This is a genomic window from Klebsiella planticola, from assembly GCF_000783935.2.
Lineage (GTDB): Bacteria > Pseudomonadota > Gammaproteobacteria > Enterobacterales > Enterobacteriaceae > Klebsiella > Klebsiella planticola.
In genome coordinates this window covers 874,305-891,678 of record NZ_CP026047.1, presented here as the reverse complement: position 1 = coordinate 891,678, position 17,374 = coordinate 874,305, and the positions used below count along the sequence as shown (strand labels likewise).

Below are 17,374 nucleotides of genomic sequence, written 5' to 3'. Positions count from 1 at the left end.
GTAATTTTAGGTTTAATTCATTTAACCGCCATGATGGTGGGTGCTTGCTAAGGAGAGTTTTAAGTGATTAATTTTTCAGGTAATTTATCTTCTTCCCGTCAGATCGTTTTTATTACTCATCCGTCAATTCAGAGTCAGGCATTTGCCAATTACCTGACCAATACATTGTCGGTCAGGGTGACGCTCCATAATATTAACAAACCGCTAACTCAGCGTCTGCCGAAAGAGTCGGTAATAGTATTTGATATCGCCGTGTCGAATAAAAAGCTCAACGGGCTGTGGCGAGATATTATTCGATCTTGCGCGGAAAACCCGCGGCTGCTGATTATCAACAGCGCACAAAAATATGAGCTTTATGAAATGGCGCAGTGGCCAGCGCTGTATGGCGTTTTCCGCCATGACGATGATGAATCGCGTTTAATTGAGGGCGTTAAGGCCGTACTTAATGGCGAACAGACGGCTGAATTGAGCGTGATGCACCCGGCGATGTATGCCGCGGATCATACATCGATCCCGACGGAGAGTTCGCCGCTCACCGAGCGTGAATGTGAAATTCTCAATGAATTACGCTGCGGTGCAACCAATATGGATATTGCTCGTGCGCTGTTTATCAGTGAAAACACGGTACGTACACATCTGTACAATGTTTTCCGTAAGCTGAGCGTAAAAAACCGCACCCAGGCAGTCAGCTGGGCCAATGAGCATTTACGTCACTAGGCATTAAGACAGGCGAAAGAGCGATGGCGCCACTTCGCAGAAGAGGGCGCCATATCATCATTATGGCTTCGGGATCAGAAGCCCTGCTCGAAGTAGCTTTCCAGGATAATCACCGCGGAGGCAGAATCAATGCTGCCTTTGTTCAGGGCGCGGAATCCGCCGTGCTCAAATAGCCCGGCACGGGCTTCTACCGTGCTCAAACGCTCGTCGTGCAGAGTGATTTTCACCCCAAAGCGGCCGTGAATTTTATTGGCGAAGTTACGCGCGCGCGCGGTGAGCGGTTGCTCAGTCCCGTCCATATTCAGCGGCAGGCCGACGATGACGGCCTCTGGTTGCCACTCTTTAAGCAGCTTTTCGATAACGTTCCAGTCCGGTTTACCATCCTGCGCCTTCAGCGCAGGAAGAGGGCGGGCGGTACCGGTGATGCGTTGGCCGACCGCCACGCCGATACTTTTGGTACCGAAATCAAAACCCAGCAGCGTTCCACTCATTACGCGTGCCCCGCTATGCCGGGCATCGTCACAATGTCGATACCGATCAGTTTTGCCGCCTCGCGCCAACGGTCGGCAATAGGCGTTTTAAACAAAATATTCTGGTCCGCCGGGGCCGTCAGCCAGGCGTTATCAAGGATTTCTTGCTCCAGCTGACCCTTTTCCCAGGAGGAATAGCCCAGGGCGACCAGCACGTTAGCCGGCTGCTTGTCCGTGCCGAGCGTTTCAAGTACGTCGCGGGAAGTGGTGATCACCGTGTTATCGGAGATGCGAATGCTGGAGGAAAAATCAGAAGGCGGTGAATGCAGAATAAAACCGCGATCTTCCGCCAGCGGCCCGCCGAGCATCACCGGCTTATCCAGACGAATCTCCGGATTGCGCGGTTCAGCGACAATGTTTAACTTTTCCAGAATTCCGTCAATCTGCAAGTTTTCCAGCGGCTTATTGATGATAATGCCCATGGCGCCATCGTCGTTGTATTCGCAGATATAGACCACGGAGCGGCGGAATATCGGATCCTGAAGAGCAGGCATGGCAATCAGAAAGTGATGCTGTAAATTCATTGTCAGAGGTTCTGTTCCTGGTTCAAAAAGCAGCACCCAGTATGCGGGTAAAGCAAGGACCTGTCGATTCAACTTTATCTTTCAGGCGACAGGGGCGTTGATTTCCTCGCTCAACCCGGTCACATAGTGGACTATGCTCCCGGGTACTCGCTGCGTCATCGCCTGCCTGTAGCCTGAAATCTGTCGTTGAATCTCGCGGCGTATCCTTCAGGCGACAGGGGCGTTGATTTCCTCGCTCAACCCGGTCACATAGTGGACTATGCTCCCGGGTACTCGCTGCGTCATCACCTGCCTGTAGCCTGAAATCTGTCGTTGAATCTCGCGGCGTATTCTTCAGGCGACAGGGGCGTTGATTTCCTCGCTCAACCCGGTCACATAGTGGACTAGGCTCCCGGGCACTCGCTGCGTCATCACCTGCCTGTAGCCTGAAATCTGTCGTTGAATCTCGCGGCGTATTCTTCAGGCGACAGGGGCGTTGATTTCCTCGCTCAACCCGGTCATATAGCGGACTAGGCTCCCGGGTACTCGCTGCGTCATCGCCTGCCTGTAGCCTGAAATCTTTCGTTGAATCAGAAGATTTTGCAGACTAACGATACGGGTCGTTAGCCTGAATGATCCTATTTTCCGAGGCGCTTCTCGATAGCGTCCATCAGCATACCGGTGATGGAGATCGGGAACGCCGCTTCAATTTCACGCACGCAGGTTGGGCTGGTGACGTTAATTTCCGTCAGACGATCGCCGATGATATCCAGACCGACGAAGATCAGCCCTTTAGCTTTCAGCGTTGGCCCGACGCGGCGCGCAATGGCCCAGTCGCTATCGCTCAGCGGACGTGCTTCGCCGCGGCCACCGGCAGCAAGATTACCGCGGGTTTCACCACCCTGTGGGATACGCGCCAGGCAATAAGGCACCGGCTCACCGTCGACAACCAGCACGCGCTTATCGCCATCTTTAATTGCCGGCAGGTAGTTCTGCGCCATGCAGTAACGGCTGCCCAGCTCGGTCAGGGTTTCCGCAATGACCGGCAGGTTAGGATCGCCCTCTTTCACGCGGAAAATAGAGGTACCGCCCATGCCGTCCAGCGGTTTCAGAATAATGTCGCCGTGTTTTTCCCAGAAGGCTTTCAGCTGGGCCTTATTGCGGGTCACCAGCGTTTCCGGAGTCAGGTCGGCAAACCAGGCGGTAAACAGCTTCTCGTTACAGTCGCGCAGGCTCTGCGGCTTGTTGACGATCAGCGTGCCTTTATCTTCGGCACGTTCAAGAATATAGGTCGCGTAAATAAACTCGGTATCGAACGGCGGATCCTTACGCATCAGAATGACGTCGAGATCCGCCAGCGGCAGATCCTGCTCACCGGTAAACTCATACCACTTATCGTAATTCTGCTCCACGCTGAGCTTGCGCGTGCGGGCGCGGGCTTCCCCGTTGATTAAGTACAGGTCGTTCATCTCCATATAATGGAGTTCATAGCCGCGACGCTGCGCTTCCAGCAACATAGCGAAGCTGGTGTCTTTCTTGATGTTGATGGTTGCGATGGGGTCCATCACGATGCCGAGCTTGATCATGGTTATTCTCCGTTAACGCTTCAACCTAAGTCGCCAAAACGCACCTGCAGGGCGGTAATGGCAGTGAGCGCAGTTGTCTCTGTACGCAGAACGCGCGGTCCCAACAGAATATCAGTAAACTGGTAGCGAGCGGTCATCGCAATCTCTTCCGCTGACAGGCCGCCTTCCGGGCCAATCAGCAAGCGAACGCGTTCAACCGGCAACGGCAGCGTGTTGATACTGGCGCTGGCGCGCGGGTGCAGATTGAGCTTCAGGCCATTATCCTGCTCAGCACACCAGGCCTCCAGCTGCATCGCCGGGCGAATCTCCGGCACCACGTTGCGGCCGCTCTGCTCGCAGGCGGCGATGGCGATTTTTTGCCACTGCTGGATCTTTTTCTGCAAACGTTCGGCATCCAGTTTAACGCCGCAGCGCTCGGAAAACAGTGGCGTTATGAGGCTTACACCGAGTTCAATCGATTTCTGGATGGTGAACTCCATCTTTTCGCCGCGCGACATCACCTGGCCCAGATGAATATGCAGAGGGGATTCGCGATCGTCGGTCTCGCTGCCGATCACGTCAACTAACACGTTTTTCTTTCCGGCTTCGGCGATCACGGCATCGAAAACCTGATTGCTGCCGTCAAAAAGCTGGATTGCCTGGCCTTTGCCCATACGTAATACGCGGCCAACGTGATTGGCGGCATCGTCAGAGAGGGCGATTTGACTACCTACGGTAACAGGTTCCGGGTGGTGGATGCGAGGGATGCGCATGCTGGCTATTCCGTTCTTCGCGCAGGTGCCGCTTTTCCATGTCGGGGGAAGCGGCACCTGCAAATTAACAATTGCCGCTAGTGTAGGTTAGCTCTTTTGCGCCTGGCAAGCTTGCTGGACGTACGGATTGTGGTTGCCCTGTACTTTAGCGATGCGCTCGTCGCGTTCGCACTCCCAGGAGGTGACCGGATACATCTTATCCCAGGCGGTAAAAAGCTGGGTTTGCTGGCGGGAGAGGGTCAACTGATAAGTATCGCGCATATAGAAGTAGGTGCGGGCGATAGAACCGCGGGCGCGAGCGGGCGGCTCGGCAACCTTATCCTTAAAGTCGACCTTCATGGCGCACTGGCCGTACTGGCCTTCGCCGCCGTTCCACTGGCCATACATAAAGTTGGCGCGGTCGCCGTTAACTTCGCCCACCGCCGGCTGCAGGTTGTGCATATCGCTTTCCATCTTGCGATAGACCGGATCTTTGGCGCAGTTTTTCCGTCCGCCGTCCTGCCAGCACTGGCGCTGGTGGCCAAACTGCCAGGCTGGAACGACGTGTTCCCACTCGACCCGACTGGCGCGGTTTTCATTTTTACGCACTTTATAACCGCAGGACTCCAGATCGATAACGCCTTTTTTCCCCTGCCAGTCAATTTTACAGCCGCAGTAGAAATCGCCGGGGACATCGGCATTGACCTTTACCCCGGCGGCTTTCGCCTGGGAGAAACTGTTGATTCCTTCGGCCGCGACCTGGCCGCTACAGGCGGCGGTCAGAAACGCCGCGGCAAAAATATAAATACGGGACATCGTGAACTCCGTGTCAAAACGAGCCCGCAACGTAGCGAATGCGATTGTCAGATGCAATCAGTCAGATCAGAAAATTTCCAGTTGTACCCGATATTTACTCTTCAGCGACCAGCAGATCGCCGCAGCGAACGCAGCGGTAAGTCGCTTCTCCCCGCACGACGCGGTTGTGGCGACGGACGGTAAGCTGATGCTGCTGGCACTGGCAGCGGTAGGGAAAGGTGTTCTGGCGAACGGAGTCGAGTTCGAAACGATGGGTGCGGCGGGCGGCGACGCCGAGCACGCTCTCCATCATCCATTTCCACTCTTTGCCGTGCGGCGCCACGCGGCCGAAGTGTTTCCACACCAGCAGGTGCGCCAGTTCATGCGGGACGACCTCATCGATAAAGGCCTGCTGGTTTTCCAGCAGCAGTACCGGGTTGAGGCGAATTTCGTTCTTTTCCAGCCATGCGGTACCGGCGGAGGTGCCGCGCTGCTGATAGACCAGGCTCGGTTCCGGGTACTGACGGCCAAGCCTGAGGTTGGCCTGGGCGAGCTTTTCCCGCAGGCTGCGCATAATGGCCTGCTGAATGGCGATGGGAATTCGGGGCGTTTTCATAGCGCCAGAGGATAGTGCGCCGTGAAGGGGAGAGCAAGAGGCAGACGCTTCCTCCCGCGAGAGGAGGAAGCGTTAACGGTCAGTCGCGAGCGCCGATTTCGCGCAGCGGGCGGCCTTTCATCAGGTTACGTTCGATGTGTTCCAGCGACACATTTTTGGTTTCCGGGATAAGCCACAGGGTCAGGAGGATGAACAGGACGTTCAGACCGCCGTAGACCCAGAAGGTGTTGGCGCTGCCCAGCGAGTTAAGCATGGTCAGGAAGGTGGCGCCGACGATCATATTGGCAATCCAGTTGGTTGCCGTAGAGCAGGTGATGCCGAAATCGCGGCCTTTGAGCGGCTGAATTTCGGAACACAGTACCCAGATCAGCGGGCCGGCGCTCATGGCGAAGCCAACGATAAACATCAGCAGCATCAGCACGGAGAAGTACTGGGCGGTGGCTGAGTGAATACCCACGTGCATCATGGTGCCCAGAACGCCCATGCCGGTGGCCATGACGATAAAGCCAAGGATCAGCGTCGGTTTGCGGCCCCAGCGGTCAACCAGCCCGATAGCGATGAAGGTCGCCAGCACGTTGGTCAGACCGACGATCACGGTCCCCCACATCTGTTCGGTGGTGTTGGTATAACCCGCCAGTTCAAAAATCTTCGGCGCGTAATACATGATGACGTTCATCCCGGTGAACTGTTGCATCACCTGCAGCAGGATGCCGAGGAATACGGCACGGCGGAAATTGCTGTTTTCTTTAAACAGTTCCCAGCCAGACTGCTTGATCTTCAGGCTTTCACGAATCTCATCCAGTTCACGTTTGGCTTCGGCACTGGTATCACGCAGGCGCATCAGTACGCGTTCAGCATCAACAAAGCGGCGTTTGGCTGCAAACCAGCGCGGGCTATCCGGCAGAAAGATAACGCCAATCAGCAGCAGAATCGCCGGGATGATAATCACGCCCAGCATCCAGCGCCATGCGCCGCTGTAGCTGAAGGCGGTGTCCGACAGATAGGCGCCGAGGATCCCGATAGTGATCATCAGCTGGTACATGGAGATCATGCTGCCGCGGATTTTTTCGGGTGCAATTTCCGACAGGTACAGCGGAGCGGTGTACGACGCGACGCCAACGGCCAGGCCGAGCAGCACGCGGGAGACGAGCAGCACTTCAACGTTCGGGGCGGCAGCAGAGAACAGCGAACCGGCGACGAACAGGATCGCGCCGATCATCAGGCTCTTTTTCCGACCGAGACGGAAGGAGAGCCAGCCGCTGCCGACGGCGCCGACCGCAGCGCCGAACATCATGGAGCTTACCACCCACTCCTGAGTGTGAGCGCTAATCTGGAACTCGTTGGCAATAAAGGGTAAGGCACCCGCAATAACACCGATATCAAGGCCGAAAAGCAGACCTGCCAGCGCGGCGAGGAAACAGACAAAGAACGTCATCGTTTTGTTCGAGCGCCCTTGTTTTTTGTTGTCAGGCATAACGCCCTCCAGTTGAGTTATTGATTCTGTCGATGCTTAGGGTAGGGGAGTCTATCGCAAAAAAACGTGATATCAGTCACGGCTGTGTAATCGGTTACACTAAGGTAAAGAAACGTAATCTATTAAAATAGATTAATTTCAAATAGATAGGTGATTATAAAACCTCCTGAGGAAAGCGATAATCAGATAACCCTGAAACATAATGCAATATGGTGAAAAATTGTTTCACTAACTCATTATCGTGCATGATTTCTGGCTACAGCTCTAATGTAATCGCTTTCATTGAATGGTGGAAAGGTTCGGCGGCAATGCGGGAGTGGCGGGCGTAAGGGGGAAAGTGTGGAAGCGGGGAAAACAAAAAGGCCAGCGCGAGGCTGGCCATGGCAGGAGAAAAACGTCGGGATTATTTCAGGCCGGCAGCTTCACGCAGCAGAGCGGCTTTGTCGGTTTTTTCCCACGGGAAATGTTCACGACCAAAGTGACCGTATGCCGCCGTCTCTTTGTAGATCGGGTGCAGCAGATCCAGCATCTGGATCAGGCCGTAAGGACGCAGGTCGAAGAATTCACGCACCAGCAGAGTCAGCTGCTCGGACGGCACTTTTTCGGTACCGAAGGTTTCCACCATAATGGAGGTCGGCTCTGCCACGCCGATAGCGTAGGAGACCTGAATCTCACAACGGTCAGCCAGGCCTGCCGCAACGATGTTTTTCGCGACATAGCGTGCGGCATAGGCTGCGGAACGGTCAACTTTAGAAGGATCTTTACCAGAGAACGCGCCGCCGCCGTGACGAGCCATGCCGCCGTAGGTATCCACGATGATTTTACGGCCGGTCAGACCGCAGTCGCCCATCGGGCCGCCGATAACAAAACGACCGGTCGGGTTGATGAAGAATTTGGTCGCGCTGCTCAGCCATTCCGTCGGCAGAACCGGCTTGATGATCTCTTCCATCACCGCTTCCTGCAGGGATTTCTGATCGATGTCTTCCGCGTGCTGAGTAGACAGAACCACGGCATCGATACCGACGATTTTGCCGTCGTCGTACTGGAAGGTCACCTGGCTTTTCGCATCCGGACGTAGCCATGGCAGCGTGCCGTTTTTGCGCACTTCAGCCTGACGCTGCACCAGACGGTGAGCATAGGTGATCGGCGCCGGCATCAGGACGTCGGTTTCGTTAGTGGCATAGCCAAACATCAGGCCCTGGTCGCCCGCCCCTTGCTCCAGCGGATCGGCGCGGTCAACGCCCTGATTGATATCCGGGGACTGTTTGCCAATGGCGCTCAGTACGGCACAGGAGTTGGCATCAAAGCCCATATCGGAATGCACGTAGCCAATTTCACGAACCGTGTTACGGGTAATCTCTTCGATATCAACCCATGCGCTGGTGGTGATTTCACCGCCGACCAGCACCATGCCAGTTTTGACATAAGTTTCACACGCGACACGCGCTTTCGGATCCTGTTCGAGAATCGCATCCAGCACGGCGTCGGAGATTTGGTCAGCAATTTTGTCTGGATGCCCTTCTGATACGGACTCGGACGTAAAGAGGTGTTTTGCCATGTTTTATTTTACCTGTGGAGTATTCGTGTAGCTCATACTGTTGTGTGGATTAGCTGTGGTAGATGATTCTACCAAAACTTGCAGGTAGTGACACGAGCAGTCTGAGTGTTAATCAGTATAGACGGATTAACTTCTGGATGGCTATTTTAGGTCAAATCTTAATCCCATTTCCAGCCTTTTTTGATGCAGATCGCATTGACGAAAAATAGAGGGTGGCAATTTTTCCTGCCATTCGCGGCAACTCGCCCATTTTTATTTTGCATTTTAGCCGGCTTATCGGTATAAAACGCCGCGCGCGGCTCATTAAAAAAGCGCACGAAGCCCATCTCGTGACGCCACTTCCAGCCGGGTTAAGCAGTCTGTTTTTACAGAAATCTGCAGCGGTGTTTTGGCACCTGCTGTGGTATGTCTAGCTTTGGCTTATCGCTGGCCCGTATCGGGGCAGTGTGGAGGTGATATCAGATAATGAACCCACGTTTTTCATCCGACTCGTCGCGTCGTTCCGTCGCGCGTCGCTATCCCGCAATCTGCATCTCTTTCATGCAAATCAGCCGATGTTCTACCCGTCTCGGCGCTTCTCAGGATTCCAGGGCCGGCAGGCTATCTGAAAACTGAACAAGGGCGCTCTTGCTGTCGCAAGGGTTTTCTCGTGGTTTCTCCGGACTGTCATACTACGTTCGGGTATGTGTTTTACTATGATATGAATAAGAAACCGGTCGCGCAGTCGCAAAGCCAGCACTATCTGCTGGGGTTTAGGACTGTTCATGGGTTGTTATCGCGTCTTCGGACTGCGATAGTAGTCAATATTACAATTTGAGGTTCGCTATGTCTGACGACATTTCTTCAGTTTCGCCTTCGTCAGCAGGCGAACACGGCGTACTACGTTCCATGCAGGAGGTTGCGATGAGCTCCCAGGAAGCCAGCAAAATGCTACGTACTTACAATATTGCCTGGTGGGGTAATAACTACTACGACGTTAACGAACTGGGCCATATCAGCGTTTGCCCGGATCCTGACGTCCCGGAAGCGCGCGTTGACCTTGCAGAATTAGTGAAAGCACGCGAAGCGCAGGGGCAGCGCCTGCCGGCACTGTTCTGCTTCCCGCAGATTCTGCAACACCGCCTGCGTTCGATTAACGCCGCGTTTAAACGCGCGCGTGAGTCCTATGGCTATAACGGCGACTACTTCCTGGTCTATCCGATCAAGGTTAACCAGCACCGCCGCGTGATTGAGTCGTTGATCCATTCCGGTGAACCGCTGGGTCTGGAAGCCGGTTCCAAGGCGGAGCTGATGGCGGTACTGGCGCACGCCGGTATGACCCGCAGCGTGATTGTGTGTAACGGCTACAAAGACCGCGAGTATATCCGTCTGGCGCTGGTCGGCGAAAAGATGGGCCACAAGGTCTATCTGGTCATCGAAAAAATGTCGGAAATCGCCATTGTGCTGGAAGAAGCCGAGCGTCTGAATGTCGTGCCGCGCCTTGGCGTGCGTGCGCGTCTGGCCTCGCAGGGCTCCGGTAAATGGCAGTCTTCCGGCGGTGAAAAATCGAAGTTCGGCCTGGCGGCAACGCAGGTTCTGCAGCTGGTTGAGATTCTGCGCGCGGCAGGGCATCTGGAAAGCCTGCAGCTCCTGCACTTCCACCTCGGTTCGCAGATGGCCAACATTCGCGATATCGCCACCGGCGTGCGTGAATCGTCGCGTTTCTATGTTGAGCTGCATAAGCTCGGCGTTAATATTCAGTGCTTCGATGTCGGCGGCGGTCTCGGCGTGGACTATGAAGGTACCCGCTCACAGTCTGACTGTTCGGTGAACTACGGCCTGAACGAGTATGCTAACAACATTATCTGGGCGATTGGCGATGCCTGTGAAGAGAACGGCCTGCCGCACCCGACGGTGATTACCGAATCCGGGCGCGCGGTGACCGCTCACCACACCGTGCTGGTCTCCAACATCATCGGCGTTGAACGTAACGAATACACCGAAGCGACCCCGCCTGCGCAAGACGCGGCGCGTCCGCTGCAGAGTATGTGGGAAACCTGGCAGGAGATGCACGAGACCGGCAACCGCCGCTCGCTGCGCGAATGGCTGCACGACAGCCAGATGGATCTCCACGATATTCATATCGGCTACTCGTCCGGTACCTTCAATCTTCAGGAGCGCGCCTGGGCAGAACAGCTGTATCTGAACATGTGCCATGAAGTACAGAAACAGCTCGACCCGAGCAACCGTGCGCATCGACCGATTATCGACGAACTGCAGGAACGGATGGCGGATAAGATTTACGTCAACTTCTCGCTGTTCCAGTCGATGCCGGATGCATGGGGTATCGATCAGCTGTTCCCGGTGATGCCGCTGGAAGGGCTGAACATGGTGCCTGAACGCCGCGCGGTGCTGCTGGATATCACCTGCGATTCCGATGGCGCGATTGACCACTATGTGGATGGCGACGGGATTGCCACTACCATGCCGATGCCGGAATACGATCCTGAAAATCCGCCGATGCTGGGCTTCTTTATGGTTGGCGCCTATCAGGAGATCCTCGGGAATATGCACAACCTGTTCGGCGATACCGAAGCGGTGGACGTATTCGTCTTCCCTGACGGCAGCGTTGAGGTTGAGCTCTCCGACGAAGGGGATACCGTGGCGGATATGCTGCAATATGTGCAGCTCGATCCGAACACGCTGCTGACCCAGTTCCGCGATCAGGTGAAAAACTCCGGTCTCGACGAAGCGCTGCAGCAGCAGTTCCTCGAAGAGTTTGAAGCGGGGCTGTACGGATATACTTATCTGGAAGACGAGTAACCGTTGTTGCCCGGCGGCGCTGCGCTTGCCGGGCCTACGGACGCTGGCCGGATAAGACGAAGCGTCATCCGGCAGCAACAAGCTACGGTTCGGTATTTGCTATACTCTCTTGAACCCGTAGACATTAACGGCGATAATTCGCCTATATAAGCAGCAACCCTATTCAAACCCTTCCTCGTCGGGCCTAACGACGCGGAAGGGTTTTTTTATATCTGTAGTTACATACACCGACTGTAAAAAGAGGTCATACCCATGAGCACCTTAGGTCATCAATACGATAACTCCCTGGTATCTAACGCGTTTGGTTTTCTGCGTCTGCCGCTGAATTTCCAGCCGTACGACAGCGATGCTGACTGGGTCATTACCGGCGTACCTTTCGATATGGCGACTTCCGGGCGCGCGGGCGGCCGTCATGGCCCGGCGGCGATCCGTCAGGTCTCTACCAACCTGGCGTGGGAACATAACCGCTTCCCATGGAACTTCGACATGCGCGAGCGCCTGAACGTGGTTGACTGCGGCGATCTGGTTTACGCCTTCGGCGACGCGCGTGAGATGAGCGAGAAGCTGCAGGCGCATGCGGAAAGACTGCTGGCGGCCGGTAAGCGTATGCTCTCCTTCGGCGGCGACCACTTCGTGACCCTGCCGCTGCTGCGCGCCCACGCGAAGCATTTCGGTAAAATGGCGCTGGTGCACTTTGATGCCCATACCGACACCTACGCCAACGGCTGCGAATTCGACCATGGCACCATGTTCTTCACCGCGCCGAAAGAAGGGCTGATCGATCCGAACCACTCTGTGCAGATCGGTATTCGTACTGAGTTCGACAAGGATAACGGCTTTACCGTCCTGGATGCCGGCCAGGTGAACGATCGCACCGTCGATGACATCATCGCCCAGGTGAAGCAGATCGTCGGCGATATGCCGGTGTACCTGACCTTCGACATCGACTGCCTGGATCCGGCGTTTGCCCCGGGCACCGGTACGCCGGTGATCGGCGGGCTGACCTCCGATCGCGCGATCAAGCTGGTACGCGGTCTGAAGGATCTGAACATCGTCGGGATGGACGTGGTGGAAGTGGCTCCGTCTTACGATCAGTCCGAGATCACCGCCCTGGCAGCGGCGACCCTGGCGCTGGAAATGCTCTACATCCAGGCGGCGAAAAAAGGCGAATAAACCTTACGCGCTCACTGCTGCTGCGCGACGCATGCGCAGCAGCAGCATTCCCCCGGCCAGCAGCGTTATCACCTGCGAGGCCACCAGCACGGAAAATCCTGAACTCACCGATCCCGCCGACTTCATCACCATTCCCATCAGCAGCGGAATAAATGCCGCACAGATGTTACCCACGCCGTTAATAATGCCGTAGGCGCTGCCCACCGCCTGGCGCGGCGCATGATGCTGTACTACCGCCGGTATCGCCGCCCCCTGCAATCCCCAGAAGATATTGGCCGACAGCATGAACAGCGCCAGCAGGGCCGGCTGCTGGCTAAGCATCAGCGCCACGACCGAGCAGGCGGTCAGCGCGCCGCCGATGATAAACAGCAGCGGCGCCTGTTCCGGGCGTAACTTATCGAGCAGCACGCCGCCGAGAAATTTTGAACCGAGGCTGAGCAGAAATGGGATCGCGGCCAGCAAACCGGTGGCCTGCAGCGAAAAGTGGTGTTCATCACGTAGCCAGGCCGGCAGCCAGGCGCTGCTGCCCCACAGATAGCTGAGAGTGGCAATCTCAACCAGCAGGATCCAGCCGAGAAGCGGCGTATGCCAGGCCAGCAGAAAGGTCCGCTGCAAGCCGGGACGCGCGCTGTTTACCGGGGCTGCCGGCGCCGGCAAAAAGCGCCAGATAGCTCCGCCGCCGAGTACCAGGTTGAGTCCCGCCAGGCTGTAAAACGATCCCATCCACCCCTGGTGCTCGACTAAAAAAGTCACCAGCGGAAAGCCCACCGCCAGCCCCAACGAGACCCCCAGGGCGGTGACGGCGTTCGGCTTGCCGATCTCTTCGGCAGAGAAGTTATCGCTGATAAAGCGCGTTTTAAGGGAAAACAGCGGACCTTCCGCGATCCCAAGGATAATCCGGGCCAGCAGCATCCCCATTAGTGAGCCCAGCAGCGGCGAGATGGCGCAGACCAGCGCCCATATCACCACGCTGCTTAACAATCCCTGTCGGTAATGCAGCTTACTTTCTATAACTGGTGTTAATAATAACGCCGAGAATCCATAACCCAGAAGAAAGCAGGTCATCAGCATTCCCTGTAACATTCTGTTTTCATTTAAATGAAAGTGGGCGGCGAAATCGGGGTTAAGAATCATGACCGAAATATTTACCCGGTCAATGTAAGAAATAATGATAAGTAACAATAATGCGATTGCTCCCTGCCATTTTGCGGTCATTGTTATTCTTCTTCCTCGCTCATTGATGGATCGTTCTTGTTATTTTTAAATCGCAGTGATAATCACGGGTGTAAAATGGTTAATTAGTGAAACCCCTTGATTTAAATGAATAATTTAATCTTTTGTTTCACCAGTGAAACTTGATGACGCGCTACCTTTATCATTTTTAATGATCATTGAGAACGAAAGTCAATAGCTATTAACGAGGTTTTTAGCGACAGCTTAATTTAATTTCATATCACTCTTTAAATATCACAATTTCATATTGCCACTTTTTTTCGTGATCAATTGCACACTTAGATAATTAAACAGCCCCTGGTTAACAAATTCTTCACATTGCCGCTTGACGAAAGATTGAACGCTTTTATATTGACCGTATTAAATAAGAAACAGAGTTTCATATATGAAACAAAAGCCTGGAGGATCGTGATGAGCTGGATAGGCGTATGTGACGCAGAGCAGGTACAGGAAGATTTCCCTTATAGCGGCAACATCGACGGTAAAGAAATCGGTATTTATCTGATTGATGGTGAGTACTACGCGCTGGAAGACGTGTGTCCACATGCCTATGCGCTGTTAAGCCAGGGGTTTGTGGAAGACGGCAAAGTTGAATGCCCGCTGCATGAAGCGGTCTTCGACGTGAAAACCGGCCAGTGTCTGCATGGTCCCGGCGGGCGCAACCTTAATCGTTATCCGGTGCGGGTATACGACAATCAGATCCAGATTACCTTTATCGAGGAGAACGTGGCATGAGCGAATCCCTGGACTTTAACCCGGCGCTGCCGGAAAGCCGCCAGTTTACGCCGCCTGCGGAAGGCGGGAACGGCAACATCCATAAGCCTGGCGATTATCACAACCTTATCTGGCAAACCCGCAGTCGCGTTGCGGAAAGCTGGGAGCTGGAACTTATCGCGACCCTTGAAACGCTTTTCGAGCAGGGGGCGGAGAGCCTGACGCAGCTGGTGGACGGGCTGAATACCCTGAAGATGCACGATCGGCAAGGCGATGCCTGGAGCGAAGAGAGCTTTCGGGTATTTTTGCAGGTAAACGGATACTGAGGGCACGGCGATGACGACAACGGTACAAAACTATCTCGATAAAGGTTTACGTGGCCTGTGGTATCCGGTTCTGGCGAGCTGGGAAGTGCAGTCCGCTCCGGTGGGTATTACCCGTCTCGGCGAACAAATTGTGGTGTGGCGTAACAAGGACGGAGAGCTGCAGGCGCTGGAAGACCGCTGCCCGCACCGTGGTGCTCGTCTGTCGATGGGCTGGAATCTCGGCGATCGTATCGCCTGCTGGTATCACGGCGTGGAAGTGGCAGCTAACGGCGAAGTGAAAGATGTTCCGGCGGTCGACAAATGTCCGCTGGTGGGCCAGCAGTGCGTGCGCAGCTACCACGTTCAGGAAGCGCATGGCGCGATATTCCTGTGGTTTGCGGCCACGGCCGACCAGCAGCCCGAACCGCTCACCTTCCCGGAAGAGCTGGCCGATAGCGACAAATACAGCAACTTCCTCTGTACCGCAGCGTGGAAATGCAACTATCAGTACGCGCTGGAAAATGTCATGGACCCGATGCACGGCACCTACCTGCACTCCTCTTCGCACTCAATGGCGGAAGGCGATCGCAAAGCTGACATGGTGCTGCAGCCAACGAAAACCGGCTTTATCTTTGAGAAAAAAGGCCAGAGCGGCGTCAACTTCGACTGGGTCGAGCTGGGCAACAGCGGCGCTTACTGGATGCGCCTGTCTATCCCGTACCAGAAGCGTTTTGGGCCGGGCGGCCACTTCTGGATCGTCGGCATGGTGGTGCCGGAAGATAACGACAACTGCCGGGTCTTCTTCTGGCGTATTCGCGGCGTGCAGGGCTGGCAGCGCGATCTGTGGCGCTTTATGTATCGCAACCGTCTGGAAAAACTGCACTGGGAAGTGCTGGAGCAGGATCGCGTGGTGCTCGAAAGCCTGGCGCCGAACGCCCGCGATCACGAATACCTGTATCAGCATGACGTCGGCCTTTCCCGTCTGCGCCGGATGATGCAAAAAGCGGCGAAAGAGCAGCTGGCAGCTCGGGAAGAGCAGCAGGGAGCGGCCTGATGAACGGGCTGTTAACCGGCAAACGTATGGTGATTACCGGCGCGGCACGCGGCCTGGGCTTTCATTTTGCCAAAGCCTGCGCGGAGCAGGGCGCTGACGTCGTGATGTGCGACATCCTGCAGGGCGAACTGGCGGAGAGCGCGCATCGTCTGCGCGAGCAGGGTTATCGCATTGAATCACAGACTATCGATCTGGCCGATGCCTCATCCATCGAGGAGGCGTTCCTCGCGATCGGCGAACGAGGAAAGATCGACGGCCTGGTCAATAACGCGGCGATGGCCACCGGCGTCGGCGGTAAAAATATGATCGATTACGATCCGGATCTGTGGGATCGGGTGATGTCGGTAAACGTCAAAGGCACCTGGCTGGTGACCCGGGCGGCGGTACCGCTGTTGCGTGAAGGGGCCGGGATCGTCAACGTCGCCTCCGATACCGCGCTGTGGGGCGCCCCCCGGTTGATGGCCTATGTCGCCAGCAAAGGAGCGGTGATCGCCATGACGCGCTCGATGGCCCGCGAACTGGGCGAAAAGCGTATTCGGATCAACGCGATCGCCCCCGGTCTGACCCGGGTTGAAGCGACGGAATATGTGCCTGCCGAGCGTCATCAGCTGTACGAAAACGGGCGCGCGTTAAGCGGCGCCCAGCAGCCGGAAGATGTCACCGGCAGCGTGGTGTGGCTGTTAAGCGACCTGTCGCGGTTTATTACCGGGCAGCTGATTCCGGTCAACGGCGGATTTGTTTTTAACTAAAGAGGCGAGGCGGTATGGCAAACGTTCAGGAAGTGAAATACCTGGTGCCGGGGCTGGAGCGGGGACTGCAGCTGCTGCTGGCATTTGGCGAGCAACATCGCGATCTGACCTTTGCCGAGCTGCATCGGCTGGTGGATATGCCGAAAGCAACCGCCTATCGCGTGGTGCAAACGCTGGAGTATATGGGGTTTCTGGAGCGCAACGCGCGTACCAATACCTTCTCGCTGGGGATGAATGTCCTGCGTCTGGGCTTTGAATATATTGCGTCGCTGGATGTGGCGCAGGTTGGCCAGCCGGTGATCGAGCAGCTGCGTGATACCAGTCAGTGCAGCAGTCATCTGGCGATCCGCGACGGTCGGGACATTATTTACATTGCCCGCGTCAGCGCCGCCGGCTCACGGATCAATCAGGTCAGTATCGGTACCCGCCTGCCGGTTCACTGCACCTCGCTGGGCCGCATGCTGCTGACCGATGTCTCGCGCGGCGAGTTTGAGCAGCTGTTTCCCGATGAACGGCTGCCGGGCAATACGCCGGGGCAACTTCACGATCGCGAAGCGCTATGGCAGATGGTGCAGCAGGATAAAGCGCGTGGCTATGTGATTGGCGAATCTTTCTACCGCCACGGCATCTCTTCCATCGTCTACCCGGTCTACGATCGCAGCGGTCGGGTAGCGGCGGTGGTCAGTATTCTGGTGCCGTCGGATGAGATCCCGCAAAGCGATCGGGAACGGCTGCAAAGCGACGTCAGCCTGGCGGCGGACAAAATTTCTGGCTTTTTAGGCTACCTGTCACAAGCTAGTTAAATCAATAACTTAACATCAGGCGCTTGCGTGC

General features: G+C 55.6%; 19 protein-coding genes. 10 read left to right on the top strand and 9 right to left on the bottom strand.

Features of this window, described 5'->3' with window-relative positions:
* Positions 1-63 precede the first annotated feature (63 nt).
* Positions 64-717 (top strand): LuxR C-terminal-related transcriptional regulator, encoded by a 654-nt coding sequence (locus tag MC50_RS04200; RefSeq protein ID WP_047663470.1) that lies wholly within the window; start codon positions 64-66, stop codon positions 715-717.
* A 74-nt stretch (positions 718-791) separates the two neighbouring features.
* Here the strand turns inward: MC50_RS04200 and ruvX are convergent, their stop codons facing one another.
* The 8 genes from ruvX to metK form a co-directional block, all read right to left on the bottom strand.
* Positions 792-1,208, bottom strand: a complete 417-nt coding sequence (ruvX, locus tag MC50_RS04195; RefSeq protein WP_004867490.1) for a Holliday junction resolvase RuvX — start codon at positions 1,206-1,208, stop codon at positions 792-794.
* The gene (locus MC50_RS04190) at positions 1,208-1,771 is read right to left on the bottom strand and encodes a YqgE/AlgH family protein (RefSeq protein WP_015585751.1); all 564 of its coding nucleotides are present in this window, start codon (positions 1,769-1,771) and stop codon (positions 1,208-1,210) included. The genes ruvX and MC50_RS04190 overlap by 1 nt, the downstream gene beginning before the upstream one ends.
* Positions 1,772-2,388: 617 nt before the next feature.
* A complete protein-coding gene (gene gshB, locus MC50_RS04185; protein ID WP_032697616.1) occupies positions 2,389-3,336 on the bottom strand; it encodes a glutathione synthase in 948 nt (315 codons plus the stop codon).
* Positions 3,337-3,356: 20 nt separating this feature from the next.
* The gene (gene rsmE / locus MC50_RS04180; RefSeq protein ID WP_032697617.1) at positions 3,357-4,088 is read right to left on the bottom strand and encodes a 16S rRNA (uracil(1498)-N(3))-methyltransferase; all 732 of its coding nucleotides are present in this window, start codon (positions 4,086-4,088) and stop codon (positions 3,357-3,359) included.
* Between the two features lie 87 nt (positions 4,089-4,175).
* Positions 4,176-4,883: a deoxyribonuclease I gene (gene endA / locus MC50_RS04175; RefSeq protein ID WP_032697619.1), complete on the bottom strand. Its 708-nt coding sequence runs from the start codon at positions 4,881-4,883 to the stop codon at positions 4,176-4,178.
* Between the two features lie 94 nt (positions 4,884-4,977).
* Entirely contained in the window at positions 4,978-5,478 is a 501-nt protein-coding gene (locus MC50_RS04170) for a SprT family zinc-dependent metalloprotease (protein ID WP_032690771.1), read from the bottom strand.
* A gap of 79 nt (positions 5,479-5,557) precedes the next feature.
* Entirely contained in the window at positions 5,558-6,952 is a 1,395-nt protein-coding gene (locus MC50_RS04165) for a sugar porter family MFS transporter (protein WP_032690772.1), read from the bottom strand.
* Positions 6,953-7,355: 403 nt separating this feature from the next.
* On the bottom strand, positions 7,356-8,510 hold the full coding sequence (metK, locus tag MC50_RS04160; protein WP_032690773.1) for a methionine adenosyltransferase: 1,155 nt from the start codon (positions 8,508-8,510) through the stop codon (positions 7,356-7,358).
* A 465-nt stretch (positions 8,511-8,975) separates the two neighbouring features.
* On the opposite strand from metK, the gene MC50_RS29350 reads away from it, so the two are divergent.
* From MC50_RS29350 to speB, 4 genes are all read left to right on the top strand, one after another.
* A complete protein-coding gene (locus tag MC50_RS29350; RefSeq protein WP_418324751.1) occupies positions 8,976-9,125 on the top strand; it encodes a hypothetical protein in 150 nt (49 codons plus the stop codon).
* 85 nt (positions 9,126-9,210) lie between these two features.
* Complete coding sequence (yqgB, locus tag MC50_RS28450) at positions 9,211-9,327, top strand: acid stress response protein YqgB (RefSeq protein WP_015585756.1); 117 nt, start codon at positions 9,211-9,213, stop codon at positions 9,325-9,327.
* A gap of 8 nt (positions 9,328-9,335) precedes the next feature.
* Positions 9,336-11,312: a biosynthetic arginine decarboxylase gene (gene speA / locus MC50_RS04150; RefSeq protein ID WP_004867474.1), complete on the top strand. Its 1,977-nt coding sequence runs from the start codon at positions 9,336-9,338 to the stop codon at positions 11,310-11,312.
* Between the two features lie 252 nt (positions 11,313-11,564).
* A complete protein-coding gene (speB, locus tag MC50_RS04145) occupies positions 11,565-12,485 on the top strand; it encodes an agmatinase (protein ID WP_032690775.1) in 921 nt (306 codons plus the stop codon).
* Between the two features lie 3 nt (positions 12,486-12,488).
* Here the strand turns inward: speB and MC50_RS04140 are convergent, their stop codons facing one another.
* Positions 12,489-13,700, bottom strand: coding sequence for an MFS transporter (locus MC50_RS04140; protein WP_047663469.1), 1,212 nt, complete (start codon positions 13,698-13,700; stop codon positions 12,489-12,491).
* A 429-nt stretch (positions 13,701-14,129) separates the two neighbouring features.
* Between MC50_RS04140 and MC50_RS04135 the strand changes: the two genes are divergently transcribed.
* Genes MC50_RS04135 through MC50_RS04115 form a run of 5 tightly spaced genes read left to right on the top strand, consistent with a single transcriptional unit; the run spans position 14,130 to position 17,343 of the window.
* The gene (locus tag MC50_RS04135; RefSeq protein WP_004151769.1) at positions 14,130-14,453 is read left to right on the top strand and encodes a Rieske (2Fe-2S) protein; all 324 of its coding nucleotides are present in this window, start codon (positions 14,130-14,132) and stop codon (positions 14,451-14,453) included.
* The gene (locus MC50_RS04130) at positions 14,450-14,758 is read left to right on the top strand and encodes a recombinase-like helix-turn-helix domain-containing protein (protein ID WP_032690777.1); all 309 of its coding nucleotides are present in this window, start codon (positions 14,450-14,452) and stop codon (positions 14,756-14,758) included. Before MC50_RS04135 ends, MC50_RS04130 begins: the two co-directional genes overlap by 4 nt.
* 10 nt (positions 14,759-14,768) lie before the next feature.
* On the top strand, positions 14,769-15,791 hold the full coding sequence (locus tag MC50_RS04125; RefSeq protein WP_032690778.1) for an aromatic ring-hydroxylating oxygenase subunit alpha: 1,023 nt from the start codon (positions 14,769-14,771) through the stop codon (positions 15,789-15,791).
* Positions 15,791-16,540: an SDR family oxidoreductase gene (locus MC50_RS04120; RefSeq protein WP_032690779.1), complete on the top strand. Its 750-nt coding sequence runs from the start codon at positions 15,791-15,793 to the stop codon at positions 16,538-16,540. The genes MC50_RS04125 and MC50_RS04120 overlap by 1 nt, the downstream gene beginning before the upstream one ends.
* Positions 16,541-16,554: 14 nt before the next feature.
* A complete protein-coding gene (locus MC50_RS04115) occupies positions 16,555-17,343 on the top strand; it encodes an IclR family transcriptional regulator (RefSeq protein WP_004867460.1) in 789 nt (262 codons plus the stop codon).
* The last annotated feature ends 31 nt before the right edge of the window (positions 17,344-17,374 follow it).

Coding starts and splice junctions, on each gene's coding strand:
- speB (WP_032690775.1), top strand. CDS start 11,565: ATGAGCACCTTAGGTCATCAATACGATAACTCCCTGGTATCTAACGCG.
- MC50_RS04130 (WP_032690777.1), top strand. CDS start 14,450: ATGAGCGAATCCCTGGACTTTAACCCGGCGCTGCCGGAAAGCCGCCAG.
- MC50_RS04140 (WP_047663469.1), bottom strand. CDS start 13,700: ATGACCGCAAAATGGCAGGGAGCAATCGCATTATTGTTACTTATCATT.
- MC50_RS04125 (WP_032690778.1), top strand. CDS start 14,769: ATGACGACAACGGTACAAAACTATCTCGATAAAGGTTTACGTGGCCTG.
- endA (WP_032697619.1), bottom strand. CDS start 4,883: ATGTCCCGTATTTATATTTTTGCCGCGGCGTTTCTGACCGCCGCCTGT.
- MC50_RS04115 (WP_004867460.1), top strand. CDS start 16,555: ATGGCAAACGTTCAGGAAGTGAAATACCTGGTGCCGGGGCTGGAGCGG.
- MC50_RS29350 (WP_418324751.1), top strand. CDS start 8,976: ATGAACCCACGTTTTTCATCCGACTCGTCGCGTCGTTCCGTCGCGCGT.
- MC50_RS04165 (WP_032690772.1), bottom strand. CDS start 6,952: ATGCCTGACAACAAAAAACAAGGGCGCTCGAACAAAACGATGACGTTC.
- rsmE (WP_032697617.1), bottom strand. CDS start 4,088: ATGCGCATCCCTCGCATCCACCACCCGGAACCTGTTACCGTAGGTAGT.
- gshB (WP_032697616.1), bottom strand. CDS start 3,336: ATGATCAAGCTCGGCATCGTGATGGACCCCATCGCAACCATCAACATC.
- MC50_RS04120 (WP_032690779.1), top strand. CDS start 15,791: ATGAACGGGCTGTTAACCGGCAAACGTATGGTGATTACCGGCGCGGCA.
- MC50_RS04135 (WP_004151769.1), top strand. CDS start 14,130: ATGAGCTGGATAGGCGTATGTGACGCAGAGCAGGTACAGGAAGATTTC.
- yqgB (WP_015585756.1), top strand. CDS start 9,211: ATGAATAAGAAACCGGTCGCGCAGTCGCAAAGCCAGCACTATCTGCTG.
- metK (WP_032690773.1), bottom strand. CDS start 8,510: ATGGCAAAACACCTCTTTACGTCCGAGTCCGTATCAGAAGGGCATCCA.
- MC50_RS04170 (WP_032690771.1), bottom strand. CDS start 5,478: ATGAAAACGCCCCGAATTCCCATCGCCATTCAGCAGGCCATTATGCGC.
- speA (WP_004867474.1), top strand. CDS start 9,336: ATGTCTGACGACATTTCTTCAGTTTCGCCTTCGTCAGCAGGCGAACAC.
- ruvX (WP_004867490.1), bottom strand. CDS start 1,208: ATGAGTGGAACGCTGCTGGGTTTTGATTTCGGTACCAAAAGTATCGGC.
- MC50_RS04190 (WP_015585751.1), bottom strand. CDS start 1,771: ATGAATTTACAGCATCACTTTCTGATTGCCATGCCTGCTCTTCAGGAT.